The organism is Aliivibrio fischeri (assembly GCF_009727955.1).
In the GTDB taxonomy this organism is placed as follows: Bacteria; Pseudomonadota; Gammaproteobacteria; order Enterobacterales; family Vibrionaceae; genus Aliivibrio; species Aliivibrio fischeri_A.
The window spans coordinates 631,792-652,667 of sequence record NZ_WOBR01000004.1; the positions used below are offsets into that span (position 1 = coordinate 631,792).

At 38.3% G+C, this 20,876-nt stretch carries 13 protein-coding genes; 1 reads left to right on the forward strand and 12 read right to left on the reverse strand.

Going from position 1 to position 20,876, the window contains the following annotated elements:
* Position 1: 1 nt before the first annotated feature.
* The 12 genes from GNP81_RS06350 to GNP81_RS06405 form a co-directional block, all read right to left on the reverse strand.
* Entirely contained in the window at positions 2–1,912 is a 1,911-nt protein-coding gene (locus tag GNP81_RS06350) for an ABC transporter ATP-binding protein (RefSeq protein ID WP_155672361.1), read from the reverse strand.
* Complete coding sequence (locus GNP81_RS06355) at positions 1,893–2,135, reverse strand: glutaredoxin family protein (protein WP_005419207.1); 243 nt, start codon at positions 2,133–2,135, stop codon at positions 1,893–1,895. The genes GNP81_RS06350 and GNP81_RS06355 overlap by 20 nt, the downstream gene beginning before the upstream one ends.
* Before the next feature lie 6 nt (positions 2,136–2,141).
* Entirely contained in the window at positions 2,142–4,259 is a 2,118-nt protein-coding gene (gene rlmKL / locus GNP81_RS06360; protein WP_005419206.1) for a bifunctional 23S rRNA (guanine(2069)-N(7))-methyltransferase RlmK/23S rRNA (guanine(2445)-N(2))-methyltransferase RlmL, read from the reverse strand.
* A 573-nt stretch (positions 4,260–4,832) separates the two neighbouring features.
* On the reverse strand, positions 4,833–5,375 hold the full coding sequence (locus tag GNP81_RS06365) for a cell division protein ZapC (RefSeq protein WP_005419205.1): 543 nt from the start codon (positions 5,373–5,375) through the stop codon (positions 4,833–4,835).
* Between the two features lie 216 nt (positions 5,376–5,591).
* A complete protein-coding gene (gene pyrD / locus GNP81_RS06370) occupies positions 5,592–6,602 on the reverse strand; it encodes a quinone-dependent dihydroorotate dehydrogenase (RefSeq protein WP_155674433.1) in 1,011 nt (336 codons plus the stop codon).
* A gap of 269 nt (positions 6,603–6,871) precedes the next feature.
* A complete protein-coding gene (locus GNP81_RS06375; RefSeq protein WP_155674432.1) occupies positions 6,872–11,710 on the reverse strand; it encodes an NAD-glutamate dehydrogenase in 4,839 nt (1,612 codons plus the stop codon).
* 158 nt (positions 11,711–11,868) lie between these two features.
* Positions 11,869–12,093, reverse strand: coding sequence for a DUF2835 domain-containing protein (locus tag GNP81_RS06380; protein ID WP_005419199.1), 225 nt, complete (start codon positions 12,091–12,093; stop codon positions 11,869–11,871).
* A gap of 111 nt (positions 12,094–12,204) precedes the next feature.
* Complete coding sequence (gene pepN / locus GNP81_RS06385; RefSeq protein WP_155674431.1) at positions 12,205–14,814, reverse strand: aminopeptidase N; 2,610 nt, start codon at positions 14,812–14,814, stop codon at positions 12,205–12,207.
* Between the two features lie 137 nt (positions 14,815–14,951).
* Positions 14,952–15,617 carry a hypothetical protein gene (locus tag GNP81_RS06390; protein ID WP_196587417.1) on the reverse strand — a complete coding sequence of 222 codons (666 nt, stop codon included), beginning with the start codon at positions 15,615–15,617 and terminating at the stop codon, positions 14,952–14,954.
* A gap of 129 nt (positions 15,618–15,746) precedes the next feature.
* The gene (gene prc / locus GNP81_RS06395) at positions 15,747–17,768 is read right to left on the reverse strand and encodes a carboxy terminal-processing peptidase (protein ID WP_155657201.1); all 2,022 of its coding nucleotides are present in this window, start codon (positions 17,766–17,768) and stop codon (positions 15,747–15,749) included.
* Positions 17,769–17,785: 17 nt separating this feature from the next.
* Positions 17,786–18,412: an RNA chaperone ProQ gene (gene proQ / locus GNP81_RS06400; protein ID WP_005419190.1), complete on the reverse strand. Its 627-nt coding sequence runs from the start codon at positions 18,410–18,412 to the stop codon at positions 17,786–17,788.
* A gap of 105 nt (positions 18,413–18,517) precedes the next feature.
* Positions 18,518–18,970 carry a GAF domain-containing protein gene (locus tag GNP81_RS06405; protein WP_065595148.1) on the reverse strand — a complete coding sequence of 151 codons (453 nt, stop codon included), beginning with the start codon at positions 18,968–18,970 and terminating at the stop codon, positions 18,518–18,520.
* Between the two features lie 96 nt (positions 18,971–19,066).
* Between GNP81_RS06405 and GNP81_RS06410 the strand changes: the two genes are divergently transcribed.
* Entirely contained in the window at positions 19,067–20,860 is a 1,794-nt protein-coding gene (locus GNP81_RS06410) for an ABC transporter ATP-binding protein (RefSeq protein WP_155674429.1), read from the forward strand.
* The last annotated feature ends 16 nt before the right edge of the window (positions 20,861–20,876 follow it).

The window sequence follows — 20,876 nt, forward strand, 5'->3', positions numbered from 1 at the left end:
CCTATTGTAGAGCTTCAAGTTCTTCCCAACGCTCGAATGCCACTTCCAACTCTTGCTCTGCTTGAGCCAAGCGAGCCAAGACAGGTTCTGTCACCTTCGGCTCTTGTTGGAAGAAAGTTGCGTCGTTCACTTTCTCTTGAAGTTCTGTAATTTCGTTTTCTAGTTTCTCTAAAAGTTCAGGTAGCTGTTCAAGCTCACGCTGTAACTTATAAGATAATTTCTTTGGTTTCGCTTGCACTGTTGTTTCTTTAATTTCAACAGTTTCTGGCTTCTTCTTGGTTACTTTAGGTGCCATTGCATCACGAGCGGCCTGTACATTAGCACGTTGTTGCTGTGCATCGTGATAACCACCTACGAATTCTTCGATCTGGCCCTCACCTTCGAAGATCCAACTTGTCGTAACTGTGTTATCAACAAACTGACGGTCATGGCTTACTAATAATAACGTACCCTGATAATTGGCAAGTAATTCTTCTAAAAGTTCCAATGTTTCGATATCTAAATCATTGGTTGGTTCATCAAGAATCAATAAATTATTAGGACGAAGGAATAAACGAGCAAGTAATAAACGGTTTTTCTCACCACCAGACAATGCTTTAACTGGTTGACGAGCACGTTTTGGAGAGAATAAGAAATCTTGTAAATAACTTAATGCATGACGCTCACGGCCACCAACAGTGACTTCTTGTTTACCATCAGCTAAGTTATCAATAACTGTTTTTTCAGGATCTAACGCTTCACGGTATTGGTCAAAGTAAGCCACTTCTAACTTAGTGCCACAGTGCAAACGGCCTGATTCAGGTTGTAATTGGTCAAGCATCAGTTTTAATAATGTACTCTTACCACAGCCATTTGGACCAATTAAAGCGATACGGTCACCACGCATGACATTAAAGCTGAAGTTTTTAACAATTGTCTTGCCTTCAATAGCGTAATTAATGTTTTCCGCTTCAAAAACAATCTTGCCTGAGCGACTTGATTCATCAACTTGAATGTTCGCTTTACCCATTACTTCACGACGTTCTGAACGCTCGCGACGTAATTGTTTTAAAGCACGCACACGCCCCTCATTACGAGTACGACGCGCTTTAATACCTTCACGAATCCATGCTTCTTCTTGAGCAAGCACTTTATCAAATTGGGCATTCTGCTCTGCTTCTACACGCAGCATCTCTTCTTTCGCAAGTAAATAACCTTCATAATCACCAGGGAAAGAAGATAATTGACCACGATCCAAATCAACAATACGTGTCGCCATTGATTGAATAAATGCACGGTCATGCGAAATAAAGATAATCGAACCTTTAAAATCTTTTAAGAAGGTTTCAAGCCATTCAATCGTTGTCACATCTAAGTGGTTCGTCGGTTCATCAAGAAGAAGAACATCAGGATTAGACACTAAAGCACGAGCCAGTGCCGCTTTACGCTGCCAACCACCAGATAAATCCGTTAAAAGTGTATGACCATCCAGTTTTAGTGATTCAAGTACCGATTTAATACGCGTATCAAAGTGCCAAGCACCTAGGTGATCAATTTTTTCTTGAGCACGAGAAAGCTTATTAATGTTTGATTCGCTTGGGTCAGTCTCTAGTAGATCAAGCAGACGGTGATATTCTTTTAAATATTCACCTGCCTCTGCTAATCCTTCAGAAACATAGTCAAAAACCGTTCCCGCTTCATTTCGAGGTGGATCTTGTTCTAAACGTGAAACCACCACATCTTGATTAATTTGTAATTTGCCGTCATCCATAATGATGTCACCAGCAATTACCTTCATAAGCGTCGATTTACCCGCACCATTGCGACCAACCAAACAAACACGCTCATTTTCTTGTAAAGCGAAATCAGATTTATCTAATAACGGATGATCGCCAAAAGCCAGTTGTCCGTTATTAATTGTAAGTAATGCCATTATCTTCTAACCAATTCTTTAGTTGTGATGCATCAAAGGGCCAATTCAGCTCAGATAAGCCATTCGCCACTACAGGAATAGTGACACCGTAACGAGAAAAAAGCTCATCGTTAAATGCAATATCGACGGTATCTACTTGTTCCATATCTACACCCACCTCAACAAGCAAGTCAAACGCTTGCTCGCAAAGATGGCAGCCTTCCGTGCTATAGAGAGTGATCATTATCTCTTAGTCTTCCTTGTGGGTAATAATCCAACAGTTATGGATATGCTTGTTACGTGCAAAATCAAGAGGCAAAGTTTGCTTAGAAATATTCTTCGCTTTAAGCCCTGCTTTCTCTAATGCCGCATCATCCATTTTGAAGTTACGTTTATTGTTAGAGAATACAATAGTACCGTTCTCACGTAGCATACGTTTTAAGTTTTCAAGCAACATAATGTGATCACGCTGTACATCAAACGTTTGTTCCATACGCTTAGAGTTAGAGAACGTTGGTGGGTCGATAAAGATTAAATCGAATTCACCGTCCGCTTGTTGTAGCCATTGTAAACAGTCAGCTTGTAAGAATTGATGTTGTGTCCCCGTTTGACCATTGGTATTCATGTTCTTCTGCGCCCACTCTAAGTAGGTACGAGACATATCAATCGTCATGGTAGATTTAGCACCACCACAAGCAGCATGAACGGTTGCTGAACCTGTGTAAGCAAATAGGTTTAGGAAGTCTTTTCCTGCTGCCATTTCACCTAACATTTTACGAGTCAATTTATGATCTAAGAATAAACCGGTATCTAAGTAATCTTGTAGGTTAACAATCAGTTTCACACCGTACTCTTCAACATCAAAATAACGAGATTTCTCTGCCAGTTTTTGATATTGATTTTTGCCTGATTGTTTTTGACGAACTTTTAAAATAACGTTATTTGTTTCAACACCCGTTACTAGAACCGTTGCACGGATCATATCCGTTAAACGACGACGCGCTTTATCTTCTGAAATCGTTTTTGGTGCTGCGTATTCTTGAATGATGATGTAATCTTTATAAACATCAATTGCTGCATTGTAATCTGGTAAGTCAGCATCGTAGATACGGTAACAATCTAGCTTCTCTTTACGTGCCCATTTACCAATCTTGCCAATGTTCTTTTTAAGACGGTTCATGAACTCAGGAGCTACCTCAACACTTACCGCTTCTTTACGTTCAGCAGATTCAGTAATTGAGTAGTTTTTCTGAACACAAGGTAATGCACCATTGTTCAATTTAAATTGCTTATCTGCACGCATACGTAAACAAGCAAGTAGATCATCATTGCTTGAATAGATAGATGCCGTACAACCGCCAAATACTTCTTTTAATTGACGACCAAATTCGCTGTACAGTGCAATCAATGCAGGCTCTGTACTTAGACGCTCACCATAAGGAGGGTTACAAAGAATAACACCGTTTTCAAACCCTTCTGGACGCTCAACTTTGGTTGCATCACCCACATCAAATGTAATTAAATCTTCAACGCCTGCACGACGTGCGTTTTCACGAGCCGTTTGAATGACACGGTAATCACGATCAAAACCGTAGAAACGAGCATCAACTTTCTTAACGCCACGGCGACTCTTTACACGAGCCTCAGAACGAATCTCAGCCCAAAGCTCAGCATCAAAATCATTCAGTGCTTCAAAACACCACTTCTCACGCTTAACACCAGGAGCCATTTCACATGCCATTAGTGCCGCTTCAATCAGTAATGTACCTGAACCACACATTGGATCTAGTAGAGGTTTTGACTCATCCCATGTACTACGCATAACAAGTGCTGCAGCTAGTGTTTCACGAAGTGGTGCACGACCAGCCTCAGTACGGTAGCCACGTTGGTGCAAACCCGAACCCACTAAATCAAAGCCAAGAATCCCTTTCTCGCCTGATAAACGCATATGAACACGTAAGTCTGGTTCTACTTTACTGATGTTTGGACGTGCTAAGTCAGCCTTTGTAAAACGGTCAACAATCGCATCTTTTACTTTTAACGCACCGTACTGACTATTTCGAATCTCACGGTTAGTACCGTTAAAGTCCACCACTAGCGTTTTATCAGCAGAGAAATAACTAGGCCAGTTAATTGAAGAAGCACCTAGGTATAAGTCCATATCATCACGGACATCGAACTCAGAAAGAATTTGAATGAAACGTGAAGCAATACGGCTCCACAAACAACAACGATAAACGACCTCGATTGGTGCTTCGAATTTAACACCAGCGTGAACCACTTTAGGGTCAGTCACACCAAGTGCAATTAGTTCATCTGCAAGTAAGTTTTCAAGGCCTTTAGAAGTAATGGCTAAGTATTTTTTCATGGGATTCTTTTCGTTATTAAATTGCCTCGCATTATACATGAATCTATATGAAATAGGACATTTAGATAGCAGATAAATAACAACTCTTTTATCCCCTTAATTTCTTTTAAAACAAAAGCTTATTAATCAAACAAGAAAGCAAGCCCAAACCTCGTTTCCACAAAGAAACACAAAATAAAGCAACACCCACCATGAAATCTGGACTATACCAGTGGTAAATTAGTCATGTAATTTACTTACAAAACACGAAAAACAGGGAAAATAATAGTGAAAAGACCTATTTATAGACGTACTAAACTATTGTTCTGAGTGTTGTTTTTTTATACTTCTTGGCTCTAGGTCTCATTTTTAAGAGTTTAAATGTTGAACGTTTTCAGCATTAGCACCTTTAGAAATCTAAATACCACGATGTGACTCACCTATTTCAAGCAAACGATTAGATAGATAAATACAATCCAACAAGACAGCATTTAGCCGTTCTATAGATGCATATTAATACTATTGTGAGGTATGTATTTAATTAGAGAAGTGTTGGTTGATAGCGGTATCAAAGAAAGGAAACGTCGCTTTGCCTTAACCTACCATTGCATAGTACGAAGAGTTGACTACCTGCATTGGAGCCATGCGGTCATGCATTACTTTAATTGGTTCACAAAACGCCATGTATTTAGTCGGATTTAGAGCGAAAGCGTCCATGTCCACCAACATACACATACTGGCACATTCGTAGTTCTCAACAATAATGAAGTGCCCTTCCCCTAAATCATTCTTAAGAGAGATAACTTCACCTTCTTCTGGAGCATAGCCTGCATCGCTTTGAGTATCAAAAAACCAGCTTTTAGGAAGCATAGGCTTATGAAAACGTTTAGCTGCTACACAATTAAGAGCGAGCTCTACTTTACGAGGTTCAGATAAAGGGAGATAAGAAATGTGTTCAACGAACATTTGATAGGCAGATGCATCATCTACAGAGAATTTGCACTCAGAAAATGCGCCTTCAACTAATACTTTATGTGGAAGGTTTACACAAAAGACCATATCCATGCCCAAATCAAGCATTAGAGATTGTGCTTTATTATCGTAATACCAAGTCCATGTATCACTAGGTTTAAGCATTATGAATTCTCTCTTGAAAATGGGAAAAATCCCGTGCCAGCCAAATATCAATGGATGCAATTTTATAGCGAAAATTTCCGTCTGTTTTCGCGTAAAAAATTCATTGATGCAATTAACTGTTAATTTTACAAGAGGTTAGCAATAAAAAAAGGGGAAAATATTATTCTCCCCTTTCTTAAAATCATTTGTAATCAACTTACTGTTGAAATTTTAGCCTTAAATGTTGTTGACAATATCTCGAACAAGGCCAGGACCTTTATAAATAAATCCAGAATATACTTGAACAAGTTCTGCACCAGCAACCATCTTCTCTTTTGCTGCTACATAAGAGTCAATACCACCTACACCTATAATTGGTAGGTTGTCGCCAAGCAATTCTTTAAGACGGCGAACAACTTCAGTACTGCGAGTTTGAACTGGACGTCCACTTAAACCGCCCATCTCTTCAGCATGCTTCATGCCTTCAACCATTGAACGATCTAATGTTGTGTTTGTGGCAATCACACCATCAATTTTATATTTGATCAATGATTCTGCAATTTGAGTCAATTCATCGTCTTCTAGATCCGGAGCGATCTTAAGTGCAATAGGTACATACTTACCGTATTTCTCTGCTAACTCTTTTTGTTTCTCTTTTAATTGAGATAAAAGATCATCTAACGCTTCACCATACTGAAGAGTTCGAAGTCCTGGAGTATTTGGAGATGAAATGTTTATCGCAATATAACCTGCATATTGATATACCTTTTCCATGCAGATTAGGTAATCTTCCGTGCCCTTTTCAATTGGTGTATCCTTGTTTTTACCAATGTTAATGCCGATAACGCCATCGAATTTTGCTTTCTTAACGTTCTCAACAAGGTTATCTACGCCTAGGTTATTAAATCCCATACGGTTAATAATACCTTCAGCTTCAATAAGACGGAACAAGCGTGGTTTATCATTACCAGATTGAGGACGAGGTGTTACAGTGCCAACTTCTACAAATCCAAAACCCATAGCGCCAAATGCTTCAATACATTCACCGTTTTTATCAAGGCCAGCAGCAAGGCCAACAGGATTTTTGAATTTAATACCCATCACTTCTACCGGTTTAGAAGCAAGGTTTTGACGATAGAAGATATCAAGAGGAGTGCCGTTGAAGCGTTTGAAATTTTGAATTGCTAGGTCATGTGCTTTTTCAGCATCAAGTTTGAAAATGCCAGCTCTGGCGATGCGATATAACATTGTAACTCCAAAATTAAGTCCCGTATAAACGGGGAGACATTATTCACTGATTTTATTCACAATTCAAACTTAATCGTACTTTATTCATAATTAATTATTGCAAACTGACATCTCACATTTATCAAAATTATTATATATTCATTCTTTCCGATTAAAAATGTAAGTAAATGAGAAAATTCTCGGGGTAATAAAAAAGGAAAGTGAATAAAAAATCACTTTCCTTATAGAAGAGCAAACGTTTGGCTTGCCCTATTTTAAGCTATGCTTTTTTATCTTATTACAGCAGAAGAACAACTCAAATTTAATAAGGTTAATTCTCTCAATGCGACTGAAAATTTAGCAAATTCGTGCACAGAACCGACCTTAAATTCATTCAAGATACTTTCCCAACGCTCTACAGAAGCGGTGTTATTTAAGCACCATTCCTCTATTGCATTTTCGATGCTTGTATCATCTTTATATTCAGCCAAAACCAGTGTTGTTAATTGGCGTTGTTGCCAATCAAGATCTTCCCTAAACGATGCTCGAGCCAAAGCCTGCCAATGATTATCAACTCCTTGGTTGTTAATTTGCTTCAAGAACCAATGAAGCGATAATTTATCACCTAATACATAATATAAACGTGATGCGACAGACACAGGTTGCCCTGCGGCTTCTGCAACTTCTGAAATATCCATCGCTGAATATAAGCTACTTAAGCGTGCTAGCACATTACCAAGTTCACATGGAACCCCTAACTCAAAGTAATGATTCGCTTGTTCAATATGTTCCACCACCTCATCATTAACCAAATACCCATCGAGATTCACTTTAATATCATCAACCGCTGATTTGTATTTTTCGATAAGTGTTTGAATGGACATATTTTGAGAGCCATTACGCAATAACCATCGAGTAACACGACGAATGGTTCGGCGCATTGCAAAGAAGGCTTCATATTGTGCTTCCGTTGTCGCCGTATTATCCAGATCGCGAATTTGCTTAAATAAATCACCAAATTCAAAGATAGCCCGAGTTGCGGCATACGCATTAGCAATATCAGTGACAGCGTAACCTGTTTCTTCTTGCAGACGAGTGATAAAATTGCAGCCCATCTCGTTAACCATCTGGTTGGCTAAACATGTCGCAATAATCTCTGAACGTAATGGATGGTTATCCATTGCAGCTTTATAGTTACGTTGTAACTCAGTTGGGAAATACGTTGTTAATAAATCAGCATGATACGGATTATTTGCGATTTCATCACAAGCTAGCTGATCTTTTAATACCATTTTTCCGTAGGCAACAAGAACAGAAAGCTCTGGACGAGTTAATGCCTGCCCCATTTTCTCACGCTCAATTAAAGTTTCATCGTCTGGAATAAACTCTAAAGCACGATCTAACTTACCTTGTTTTTCCAAGTGGTGAATAAAGCGGATCTGCTCTTTCACCAATGATGTACCTTGTTGCTCTGTTACAGAGATCGATTCAGACTGACAATACGCATCATCAAGAACAATTTCACCGACTTCATCTTCCATTTTCTCAAGAAGTACGTTGCGTTGTTTATAAGTAAGATCACCATTAGCCACTAAGCCATTCAGCAAGATCTTAATGTTTACTTCGTTATCAGAACAATCAACTCCACCAACATTATCAACAAAATCGGTGTTAACTCGACCACCTTTTAGTGCATATTCAATACGCCCTAATTGAGTCATGCCTAAGTTACCACCCTCGCCAACCACTTTAGCATTTAGCTCTGAGCCATTGATACGTAAGGCATCATTAGCACGGTCACCAACATCAACACTGGTTTCTTTACTGGATTTAACGTAAGTACCAATCCCGCCGTTCCATAACAGATCAACCTCCATTTTTAAGATCATCTGAATAAGATCATTTGGAGCAAGAGATTGCTTACGAGTACCTAACATTTTCTGAATTTCAGGAGAAAGTTCGATCGATTTAGCTCGGCGAGAGAAAATACCACCACCTTGAGAGATCAATGATTTATCATAATCTTCCCAACTCGATCCCTGAAGCTCAAATAGACGTTTACGCTCTGGCCAAGTCAATTCAGAATTAGGATTTGGATCGATAAAGATATGCAAATGGTTAAACGCGGCTTGCAGTCGAATATGTTTTGATAAAAGCATGCCATTACCAAACACATCACCGGCCATATCACCGACACCAATGGCTGTAAAATCCGTCGTTTGACAATCAATTCCCATTTCACGGAAATGACGTTTTACCGATTCCCAAGCCCCTTTTGCCGTAATACCCATGGCTTTATGGTCATAACCATTAGAACCACCGGAAGCAAATGCATCCCCTAACCAGAAGTTATATTCTTCTGATACTGAGTTTGCTAAATCAGAAAAGGTTGCGGTACCTTTATCTGCTGCAACAACCAAATACGGATCATCATCGTCGTGGCGAACAACATTAGATGGAGGAACCACCTCACCTTCAATAATATTATCAGATACATCCAATAACGCTCGAATGAATTGTTTATAGCAGCGTTGACCTTCAGCAAAGATATCTTCACGAGTCGTAAAGTTATGCTGTTTCTTACAAACAAAACCGCCTTTTGCACCAACAGGAACAATAACCGTATTTTTAACTTGTTGTGCTTTAACTAAGCCAAGCACTTCGGTTCGGAAATCTTCTTGTCTATCGGACCAACGTAATCCACCACGAGCTACCTTTCCACCACGTAAATGCACACCTTCAATATCTGGCGCATAAACGAAAATTTCATACGCAGGTACTGGTGCTGGGATTTCAGGAATATTTGATGGTTGCATCTTTAACGATAACCAAGGCTTAGCTTGTCCATCTTCTGCTGTTTGATAGTAGTTGGTACGTAACGTCGCAACGATCATTTCTACATAACGGCGAATAATACGATCATCATCTAGACTCTCTACTTTATCCAAGCTTGAATAAATGGCATCTAGTTGTTTTTGTTCTTTTTTATCAGACCAATTCGATTTAGGATCAAAGCGGAGTTCAAACAGTTTAACCACAGAAACCGCTAAATCAGTGTGAGTTGATAATGTATCTTCAATATATTGCTGACTAAATGGGAAGCCAACTTGACGCATATAACGCGCATAAGCACGTAGAATAGTCACTTCGCGGCCAGATAAACCAGCACCTAGAACCAATCGGTTAAAGCCATCACTCTCTAATTGACCATTCCAAATCTGAGCAAACGCTTCTTGAAAACGATCACGAGCTTGACGAAGATCCACCTCAGCAGATCCATTATGAATCATCGAGAAATCTAAGATCCAATCAACCGATCCATCACTCTTTTTCACCGCATATGGTGACTCTCCAATAACTCGTAACCCTAGGTTTTCAAGCATTGGCATCACATCAGATAAGTGAATTGGCTCATCACGATGGAACAATTTTAATTTAACGTTAGCTGAACCTTTCTTCTCTTCTTGTGGACGATAGAAAAGCATACCTAATTTGTTATCATCGTTTAGCAGTTCTAATCGTTCAATATCAGCAACCGCTGAACCTGGTAATGTCGCTTCTTTATACGAGCGAGGAAAAGCACGTTGATACTGTTTAGCTATTGCCGTTCCTTTGCTCTCACCTAAATTAGCAACAATCACATCACAAAGACGATCATCCCAAGTTGAAGCGGCTTCCATTAGATTATTTTCAATGTCTTTCACATTAATATCGCCATTATTATTATCGACACGAACGATGTAATGCGTTCTTGCTAACGCACTTTCAGAGAAGAAAGTCGTAAATTCAACTTCTTGTTTTGAGCCAAAATAATTTTGTAATATGCGCTGAGTTTGCCGGCGTAACTCTGTGTTATAACGCTCTTTAGTGACATACACCATGCATGAAAAAAAGCGTCCAAATGGATCACGACGGACAAATAATCGTAATAAATCACGATCTTGCATTTTTACCACACCCACGCCAACTTCAAGCATCTCTTCTTCATTAGCTTGGAATAATTCATCTCGTGGGTACGTTTCTAGAATATTATGCAGAGCTTTATAAGAGTGTGAGCCCTTAATGTATTTGCTCGCATCCAAGATACGTTCAACTTTATTACTCAATAATGGAATGTTTGAAACGCTTTGGTTATATGCTGTTGACGTATAAAGACCTGTAAAGCGATGTTCGCCTATTACCTTACCTTCTTTATTTAAACGTTTGATACCGATGTAATCAGTATAAGCAGGACGGTGAATTCGTGATTTGGTGTTTGATTTGGTAAGAATAAGAAGATCTGATTTCTTTGCTGCAGCTCGTGCAGAAGATGGCATTTCGGAAAGCTTTGTCGTATGAATTCGTGACGCTAATGAGAACAGCCCTAACCCTTCTTCTTGGGTTGGAACCAACTCATGATCACCTTCTACTGCTTGTAAATCAAAGTTCTTATAACCCATCAAAGTGAAGTTGTGATTTTTAAGCCAAGAAAGAAATGAAATGGCTTCATCTATCTCTTCTTTTACTATTGGTAAATCCGACGTTTTTAATTCTTCAATTACCTCTGTCAATTTATCTGACATCGGTTTCCATTGATTCACGACCCGATGGATATCTTGTAGAACAATGAGCAATTCATTTTGAAGCCTTTCCATTTCAACCTTGTCATTTAAATGATCAACTTCAAAATGGAATAGAGTTTGTTGCATCTCAGCGTTACTCTCACAGACTGAAATGATCTCACCGCTTTCGTTACGGCCAAAACAATGTGGTCCATGAAGCATAAAATGGCTCGTCATATCTAAACGAGCTAAAGCCATTTTTACGGAATCAACTAAAAATGGGCTATCTGGTGTGACGATCTCAACTACGGTATGTGTTGACTGCCACCCATCTTGACTGAGTTTAGGATTAAAAACACGAACCGAAATATCCGATATCTTAACATCAGATAAGTGGTTCCAAAGACTGAGTGTTGCACCATACATATCTGACTCATTGCGTTGCAGTAAATCGTCATCATCAATGTTGGCAAATAAACGCTGAGCAAGTTGCGTTATTAGGGATTGTTGAGGCATTTCAAGCTTTTCAGCAATAAGAGCGTACACTTTCTCAAGTAGTACAGGAACAATAGGATCACGCGTCGTCATAAAGCGAATGCTCCGTTTTTTATGATTAGTATTATTTATATAGTGTAGCAGTTGAAACTGCCCACGCACCTTACATTGTAAGGATTATATGGCAGAAACGTTATGACTTTTTTGCGTGCTAGAAGCTTAATCGTTAGATTTGTGATTAAGGTAGCGGTTTATCCTACTTGCTCTAGATTTAGAAAACGATTATTTTGGTCTGTTGTCAATCTGAAGCGTCCTTTCACTCCTAGTTGAGTCAGAAACGAACGAAAACGTGACGCGGGCAATTGCAATTTTAACCCTTGCTCTGTTACGACTAACACCGTGCTTGCTGCACCAGAATAATGACTTAAAAACGCCTGATAAGTAACATTCATTCTGAAGTAATAAAATTTGTTCATTGTTCTCTATTACATATTGGATATATGACTGATTTATTTTTCTATTTTGGATCTTAAATAAAAAAATGGCCAGTAAAATACTGACCATTTTCATGAATTAAGATCGAATAATTAAGCTAATGCTTTCGTTACCTTCTCATAAAGATCTTTGGCTAGGTTATCAAGATCCGCCAAGCGTTGTAGTTGAGCCTTGATAAGCGATTGACGATCACTATCGTATTTCTTAAATTTCAATAATGGATCAACCAAACGTGAAGCAACTTGTGGGTTACTCTCATTCATTTCAATAAGAATATCCCCTAAGAATGCGTACCCTTCGCCAGTTTTACTATGGAAGTTAACCGCATTACCACCAGCAAATGAACCAATTAAGCTACGTGTTCGGTTTGGATTTTTCAAACTAAACGCTTTGTGGTTCATTGTTTCTTTGATGATTGATAACGCTTCTGAACTTGGGTTTGATCCTTGAAGAATAAACCACTTATCCATAACTAATCCGTCATGTGACCATTTCGCACTAAAATCATCCATTAATGTTTGACGAATTGAAAGCTCAGCGGCATTCGCGGCCCCCATTGCAGCCATAGTATCTGTCATGTTGTCTGCATCTTGATACTGTGCCTCAACTAACGCTTCACCAATTTCTGTTTTTGCAAGATAACTTAATGAACAGTTTCGTAAAGCTCGTTTGCCAATTGCATCATGTTCTACAGAGTAACTACCCTGTTTTAAACTATGATACGTAGCAGAAAATTCATCTTTCAATTCTGTCGCTAATGTTTGTTTGATAAATCCAAGTGCTTTATCAATCGCATCGACATCGACTGTATCAAACCAACCGGTGATTTCATTATGGTTTGGTAATACAAACATTTCCGCAATAAAAGCATGTTCTAATTCAGCATTGAGTAATACACCACGGAACGCATCAACGACAGCTTGAGGAAGAACAAGTTCTTTGTCATCTTGAATATTAGCGATGTTCTTACGAATATAGTTAGCTAATAACATTTGGCCTGCATCCCAACGAGCAAAGTCGTTTTGTGCGTGAACCATTAAGAAAATCAACTCTTCATCTGAATAAGCGTAATTTAATTTAACAGGAGCTGAAAACTCACGAAGTAAAGAAACAACTGGTTTTTCAGAAACTTGCTCAAAAATAAAAGTTTGTTCTTCTTCAGTTACATTCAATACATTGCTGATTTTTTCATTGTTACAGCGTAACTGAATAACTGAACCATCCTGTGCATATAGCTCAATATCAAAAGGAATATGAAGTGGTAATTTATCCGTTTGATCTTCTGTTGCTGGAGTATGTTGTTTTACCGTTAAAGCGTATTCATTTTTAACATCATTATAAGAAGAACTCACCGTCAGTACCGGTGTACCTGACTGACTATACCAACGACGGAATTGAGTCAGATCGATGCCCGATGCATTTTCCATTGCCAATACAAAATCTTCACAGGTTGCAGCGGTACCATCATGACGTTCAAAATAAAGTTTCATTCCTTTTTGGAAATTCGCTTCACCTAATAAGGTATGCATCATACGGATCACTTCACTGCCCTTTTCGTATACCGTTAAAGTATAGAAGTTATTCATCTCTATCACTTTTTCGGGACGAATTGGGTGAGCCATTGGACTCGCATCTTCAGCAAATTGTGGTCCACGCATAATACAAACATTACTAATTCGATTTACTGAACGAGAACCAAGATCAGATGAGAACTCTTGATCACGGAAAACCGTTAAACCTTCTTTTAAACTTAATTGGAACCAGTCACGGCAAGTCACTCGGTTACCAGTCCAGTTATGAAAATATTCGTGACCGATTACCGCTTCAATACCTAAATAGTCAGTATCTGTTGCTGTTTCTTGTTTAGCCAAAACAAATTTAGAGTTAAATACGTTTAAGCCTTTGTTTTCCATCGCACCCATGTTGAAGAAATCAACGGCAACAATCATGTAAATATCAAGGTCATACTCCAAATCGAAACGCTCTTCATCCCACTTCATTGAATTAATCAAAGAAGCCATTGCATGAGGCGTTCTATCTAGATTACCTTGATCAACATAAATCTCTAGCGCAACATCACGGCCAGATTTAGTTTTATAAGTATCTGTTAATACATCAAAATTACCCGCAACTAAAGCAAAAAGATAAGCCGGTTTTGGGAATGGGTCTTGCCAGTGAACAAAGTGTTTTCCACCGTCAAGATCACCTTGGCTGATGCGATTGCCGTTACTTAATAAATGTGGATATGCGTCTTTATCAGCAATCACTTTTGTGGTGAAACGAGCAAGAACATCAGGACGATCCAAATAATAGGTAATTCGGCGGAAACCTTCTGCTTCACATTGAGTACAGAATCCATCACCTGATTTGTACAAACCTTCTAATGCGGTATTTTCTTGAGGATTAATTTCAGTAATGATAGCTAATGTAAAATCACCGCTAACATTATGAATAGTTAGTTGAGTGTCTGTTTGAGTAAAGTCACTGTACTCAACATCATCAATTTTTAAAGACACCAACTTCATCCCTTCACCTTCACCTTCAAGAAGAAGATCCGTAGATTGTTTTAATTGTTGTACTTTTGAAGTGGCCGAAACTAATGTGTTGGTATCGTCGAGATCAAAGACTAAATCGATATCTGAAATTGTGAATTCTGGAGATTGATAATCACTGCGAAATTTAGCCTGAGGTTGTTGGCTCATAATATATCCTTATGATTTCTATCACTGAAAACAAAGCTAGTGATAATAGCTATTTAACTCCTACATTCTCGCATAAGATCCAACAAATTTGTTATTAAAAAATATTCTAGTCTCATATTTCTATACTTGGAGTAACATTAATCCCGAACTAACAGTGCATACATCCCAAATTGCTCATTTTTTAACTCAAGTGCATTTTCATTAATTTCAAATGTCGATTCCTGCTCTCCTTCATCATATAAAAGAACCAAGTCATCATCTTCAAAATAATAATAACCAATTTTTTGATTTCGTTTACCTGTACTCGAAATCACTTCTAGTGAAAAAATAAAATCTGAGCCTAAAAACAGATTCAAATTTTGAACATCACTTACCATAATATCTTCACCAGAAACGAGTTGTGAGCGCCAGGCTCCAGTGTAGGTTTCAGGGACAACTTTAAAGAATTCAACACCATTTAAATACAGTCGGTTATGACTAACTTGGTAATGGTAAACATGAGATTCATCTTCACCGCCTTTAAACAAAATTCGCTCTGGTGATAACTGAAACTCTCCAGACCACGAATCTGCAGTGTTCTTTTCTACTTTTATCATTTCAATCGTAAATTGATGATCAGAATTGAGTCGAATATGAAGAACATCAAAATCATTTTCAATATGTGGTGGTTTAAAGAAATACCAATCACCTAATAAAAATGGATTTTCAAAATACGTTAGCGATTTATTTTCTAACTCTACCGTTGCGTTAGATACAAAGGGACTAATAAAGAAAAGTAATATAGACAAAATAATCGGCTTCATATCAAGACTCCAAGTAAATAGAATGCTTACTATTTTAAGCCTAGTTGTAAATTCAATGATTTGCCGTTTTTTAGACATAAAAAAACAGAAGCCATTATGACTTCTGTTTTAAAATAATTCAGATTGAGATTATTTTTTCTGATTCATTAATGCTAAATCAATCGTAATTGAAACGGCTTCATCTAAATAAGCATCAGGCACTTCGTAATCTTTTGGAATATCATCAAGTGTTTTAAACTCTTCTTTTCCAAGTAATTTTTGTCTCTCATTTACACGAGTTAGACGACGAGCATCTGCATCATCACTCTCTTTTTCACGAACTTTTTTGTTTAATGAAATCGAAGTAATGTCTTTTTCAGCTTTATAACGAGCAATGTCTTCTTGAATAAACCCAAACTCTTCGTCGGTTTTAATTCGTTCAACATGTTTTTTCGCTAATGGTTCAATTGTTTCTGCAATTTGATTTGTTTTAGCATAATCAGCAGCTTTAATGCTATCCCATGGAAGTGCGTTATCTTCAACACTCTCACCTGTATCTTTTGGATCAATAGCTGTTGGGAAAGCAATATCAGGAACAACACCTAAATTCTGAGTACTACCACCATTAATGCGGTAGAATTTCTGAATTGTGTATTGAACATGACCAAGTGGTTTATCAAACAAGTCATAGATATGATTTAATGATCTATGCTGCTGAACCGTACCTTTACCAAATGAGTTTTCACCCAAGATAACTGCACGACCATAATCTTGCATTGCTGCTGCAAAAATTTCGGAAGCTGATGCACTATAACGATTAACGAGAACCGTCATTGGACCAGTATATGAAATTTCACCATCAGTATCTGCATTTACATTAACTCGTCCGTAACTATCACGAACCTGAACAACAGGTCCTGCAGTAATAAACAAACCAGATAATGCTGTTGCTTCAGTTAATGCCCCACCACCATTGTTACGTAAATCAACAATAATGCCTGAGATATCTTTCTCTTTTAGCTCAGCAATCTCTTTTTTCGTATCTTCAGCAAGACCAACATAGAAACTTGGTACTTCTAGTACACCAATTTTCTTACCATCTTGCTCAATAACTTCAGATTTTACTGCTCTGTCTTCTAAACGGATCTTATCTCGAACAATTGTGACAGTGTGACTTTTTGAATCCTTACCTTCAGGCAAGATCTCAAGTTTCACTTTTGTCCCTTTTGGTCCTTTGATAAGTTGAACAACGTCATCTAAACGCCATCCAATAACATCAACAATTTTTTCACCTTCTTGGCCAACACCGATAATTCGGTCGCCTTCAGAAAGCTTCTTACTTGTTAATGCTGGTCCACCAGCAACCAGAGAACGAATAACCGTGTAGTCATCCGTTGCTTGTAATACTGCCCCAATTCCTTCTAATGATAAATTCATTTCTGATTGGAATTGCTCTGCATTACGTGGAGATAAATAACTTGTATGAGGATCAACTTCACGAGCAAACGCATTAATGTAAAGTTGGAACGCATCTTCATTGTGACTTTGAGTTAAACGCTTAAGCGCATTATTATAACGCTTGCCTAACATCTCTTGGATTTCAGGCCAATCTTTACCTGCCATAGACAAGTTAAGTGCATCATATTTAACACGTTTACGCCAAAGTTCATTTAACTCAGCTTCATCTTTTGGCCAAGCCGCTTCAGAGCGATCAAGTTCAATAGATTCGTCAACTGTGTAGTCAAATTCTTTATCTAATAATGACAATGCATAAACATATCGTTCAAAACGGCGTTTTAAAGATAAGTTATAAATATCAAAAGCGGCTTTGGTATCACCAACTTTTAACTGGTCATCTAATTGAGTTGATAATGGGGCGAACGAAGCAAGGTCTGCTTGTGTAAACACGTTTCGATTATAATCAAGCATATCTAAATATCGCTCATAAATGGCAACCGAAAAGTCATCATCTAATGAGAAATGCTTATAATGAGAACGTGTAAAACGAGAAGTAACGCGCTTACTTGCAGTGGCATGCTGCGTTTCTGCGGCTAATACTGGTAAGTCAGTTTCGGAAAACTTGGCGTCTAATACCTTAGCTTCAAGTGCGTGTGCAGATGCTGCTAGCATAACGCCAGCAGCAATCAGCGAGACTCTAAATCGACAATTCATGCGTCGGGAGTGCTCCTTTATGAACGAAGATTCTCCGCTTTAACAACCATTTGTAGGCCGTTCGATAAGCGAATTCGTACATCATCCTTGTTAATTTCAACGATTGTCGCAGGCATATTACCTTTACCCATGTTCACGCTTACGTTGTTACCAACAGTAATTTCATCAGCGTTTAAAGCACGAGTTTCAACTGGCTGTTCAACTTTCTTCGCAGCAGGTTGAGGACGACGCTTAGGTGGAGTAGCAGCACGAGCTGTTTTCTTAGCTTTTGCTTCTTCTCTTGCTTTTTTAGCTTGCTCTTTACGACGAGTAGCAACTTTTGCTTTGCTCTCTTCTAGAGTCGCTTTAGCGTGTTCAATGTGCTCTTCTTCTAGTTCACCACAAGGGTTACCATCTAAATCAACACGAGATGCGCCCGGCTTAACACCGTGTAGGTAACGCCAAGAAGATGTGTATTGACGTAAACCAGCACGTAGCTGAGTTTTACTTACTTTAGGATCATCGCTTAAACGTTCAGCAAGATCTTGGAAGATACCAATTTTAAGAGGTTTAGCTTCGCCTTCTAAAATAAAGCATTTCGGGAAACGCTCAGCAATGTATGCAATTACTTCTTTGCTGTTCGCTAATTTTTCAGAGTTTTCCATGTAGTTTCCTGATAGTACGGTTCTAGCCGTATTTAGGTTTATTTCTAGTAAAGATATTCCGCTATTATAGATACTTAAGCGTGAAAAACCACTACTGAAAGAAAATTAAAGTCTCTTTTCTGCTTCTTTCATGAAATCAACCAGTCCTTTTTCGTCGATTTCGCTAAATCGATTAAATTTTGGACTATCAATATCCAACACTCCTGCAAGTTTTCCATTTTTATAAAATGGAATAACAATTTCAGAGTTACTTTCTGCATCACAAGCAATGTGACCAGCAAATTGATGAACATCGTCAATACGTTGAACAGTTTCTGTAGCAAAAGCAGTGCCGCACACTCCCTTCCCTACGCTAATTCGAATACAAGCGGGTTTACCTTGGAATGGACCTAAAACTAATTCATTTTCTTTAAATAGATAAAAACCGACCCAGTTAATATCATCCAGTTCCATATTCAATAGCGCACTGATATTTGCCAAATTTGCAATATAGTCAGTTTCGCCTTCAATCAAACCCAGAGCTTGCTGTGTTAATCGCGCGTAATGTTTTAATTCCATCTTTTTATTTATCCTGTATTTGTACCAATCACTTGCGACTCTATTTATACTGAGTACAATGCCTTTGAAAAGATAATAATAGGAATCATTATCACTATGAGCAGTACCATATCCTCTACAATTAACTGGAATTGGCTATTAAGGCAAGCAAAAAACTACAAAACACGCCTAGTTGCAGCAAATATCATCGCTATTATTGCAACCTTAATTAGCGTTCCAATTCCTCTACTTATGCCATTAATGGTAGATGAAGTTCTGCTACATAAACCTGCGTCCGGTGTTGAGATCTTAAATCACCTTTTACCAACGGCTTGGCAAAATGCGACGGGTTATATCCTTCTTGTGCTTGTTTTGGTTATTCTCATGCGAGTAATAAGCCAAATGCTCAATATAGTTCAAGGTCGCCAATTTAGTTTGGTTTCAAAAACGATCACTTATCAAATTCGACTGCAACTCTTAGATAAGTTAAGTCGTATCAGTATGAAAGAGTATGAATCACGCGGCAGTGGCGGTATTAACTCTCATATCATTACTGACATTGATACGATTGATAAGTTCCTTGGTCCTACATTAAGTCGCTTTATCGTCTCTTTTTTAACCGTTATAGGCACGGCTGGTGTTCTATTATGGATTAACTGGCAATTAGGCTTATTCATTCTTCTTGTCAATCCAATCGTCATCTACTTTTCTCGTAAGCTTGGAAACCGTGTAAAAGATCTGAAACGTAAAGAAAACCAATCGTATGAACGCTTTCAGTCACGCTTAATTGAAACCTTAGATGGAATTTATCAATTACGAGCATCAAATCGTGAACGACTTTTTTTAGAACAACTCAAAAATCAGGCCAATGACATTAGGCACAGTGCAGACCAGTTTGCTTGGCAATCTGAAGCGGCAGGCCGTCTATCTTTCTTATTATTTTTACTCGGTTTTGAGCTGTTTCGGGCTGCTGCAATGATCATGGTGCTATTTAGTGATTTAAGTATCGGTCAGATGTTTGCCATTTTCAACTACTTATGGGTAATGCTCTCTCCTATTCAAGAATTGCTCAATATTCAATTTTCTTGGTATGGTGCATCCGCTGCTTTAAAACGAGTTAATGCGCTATTGCATATTGATGAAGAGCCTAAAATTCATTCAGATATCGACCCATTTTACAAAAGTGATACCGCTGAAATATCTATTAACAATATAAATTTCAGTTATAACAATGAATGCCAAGTCCTGAATGATTTATCTTTGAACATTCGAGCAGGTGAAAAAGTCGCCTTAGTTGGCGCTAGCGGAGGGGGTAAATCAACACTTATTCAGCTATTACTGGGGTTATATCAACCATCAGACGGCACTATTACCTTTAATGGACACAATACGAAAGAGATTGGATTCGATAATATTAGAAACCAAATATCAGTAGTGCTACAACAACCTATACTATTTAATGATACTTTAAGGCATAATCTTACGTTAGGCGCTGATTATTCTGATAATTTACTTTGGGATGCTCTTAATGTAGCGCAATTACAAGATGTGGTAGCACAACTAACAGAAGGACTTGATACCCAAATAGGTCGTCAAGGTGTTAAACTTTCTGGCGGACAACGTCAACGGTTAGCTATCGCAAGAATGGTGTTAACCGACCCTAAGTTTGTAATTTTAGATGAAGCAACTTCGGCATTAGATACGGCAACTGAAGCCGCTTTACACAAAGCACTCAGTGATTTTTTAGTTGGACGTACTACACTCATAGTAGCTCACCGTTTAAGTGCGGTGAAACAAGCCGATACTATTTATGTTTTAGATGATGGTAAAGTATCTCAATCGGGTACACACCATGAATTAGTTACACAGCAAGGACTGTATCAAACACTGTATGGCACTATTCAAAGCTAATTTAATGGATCACAGA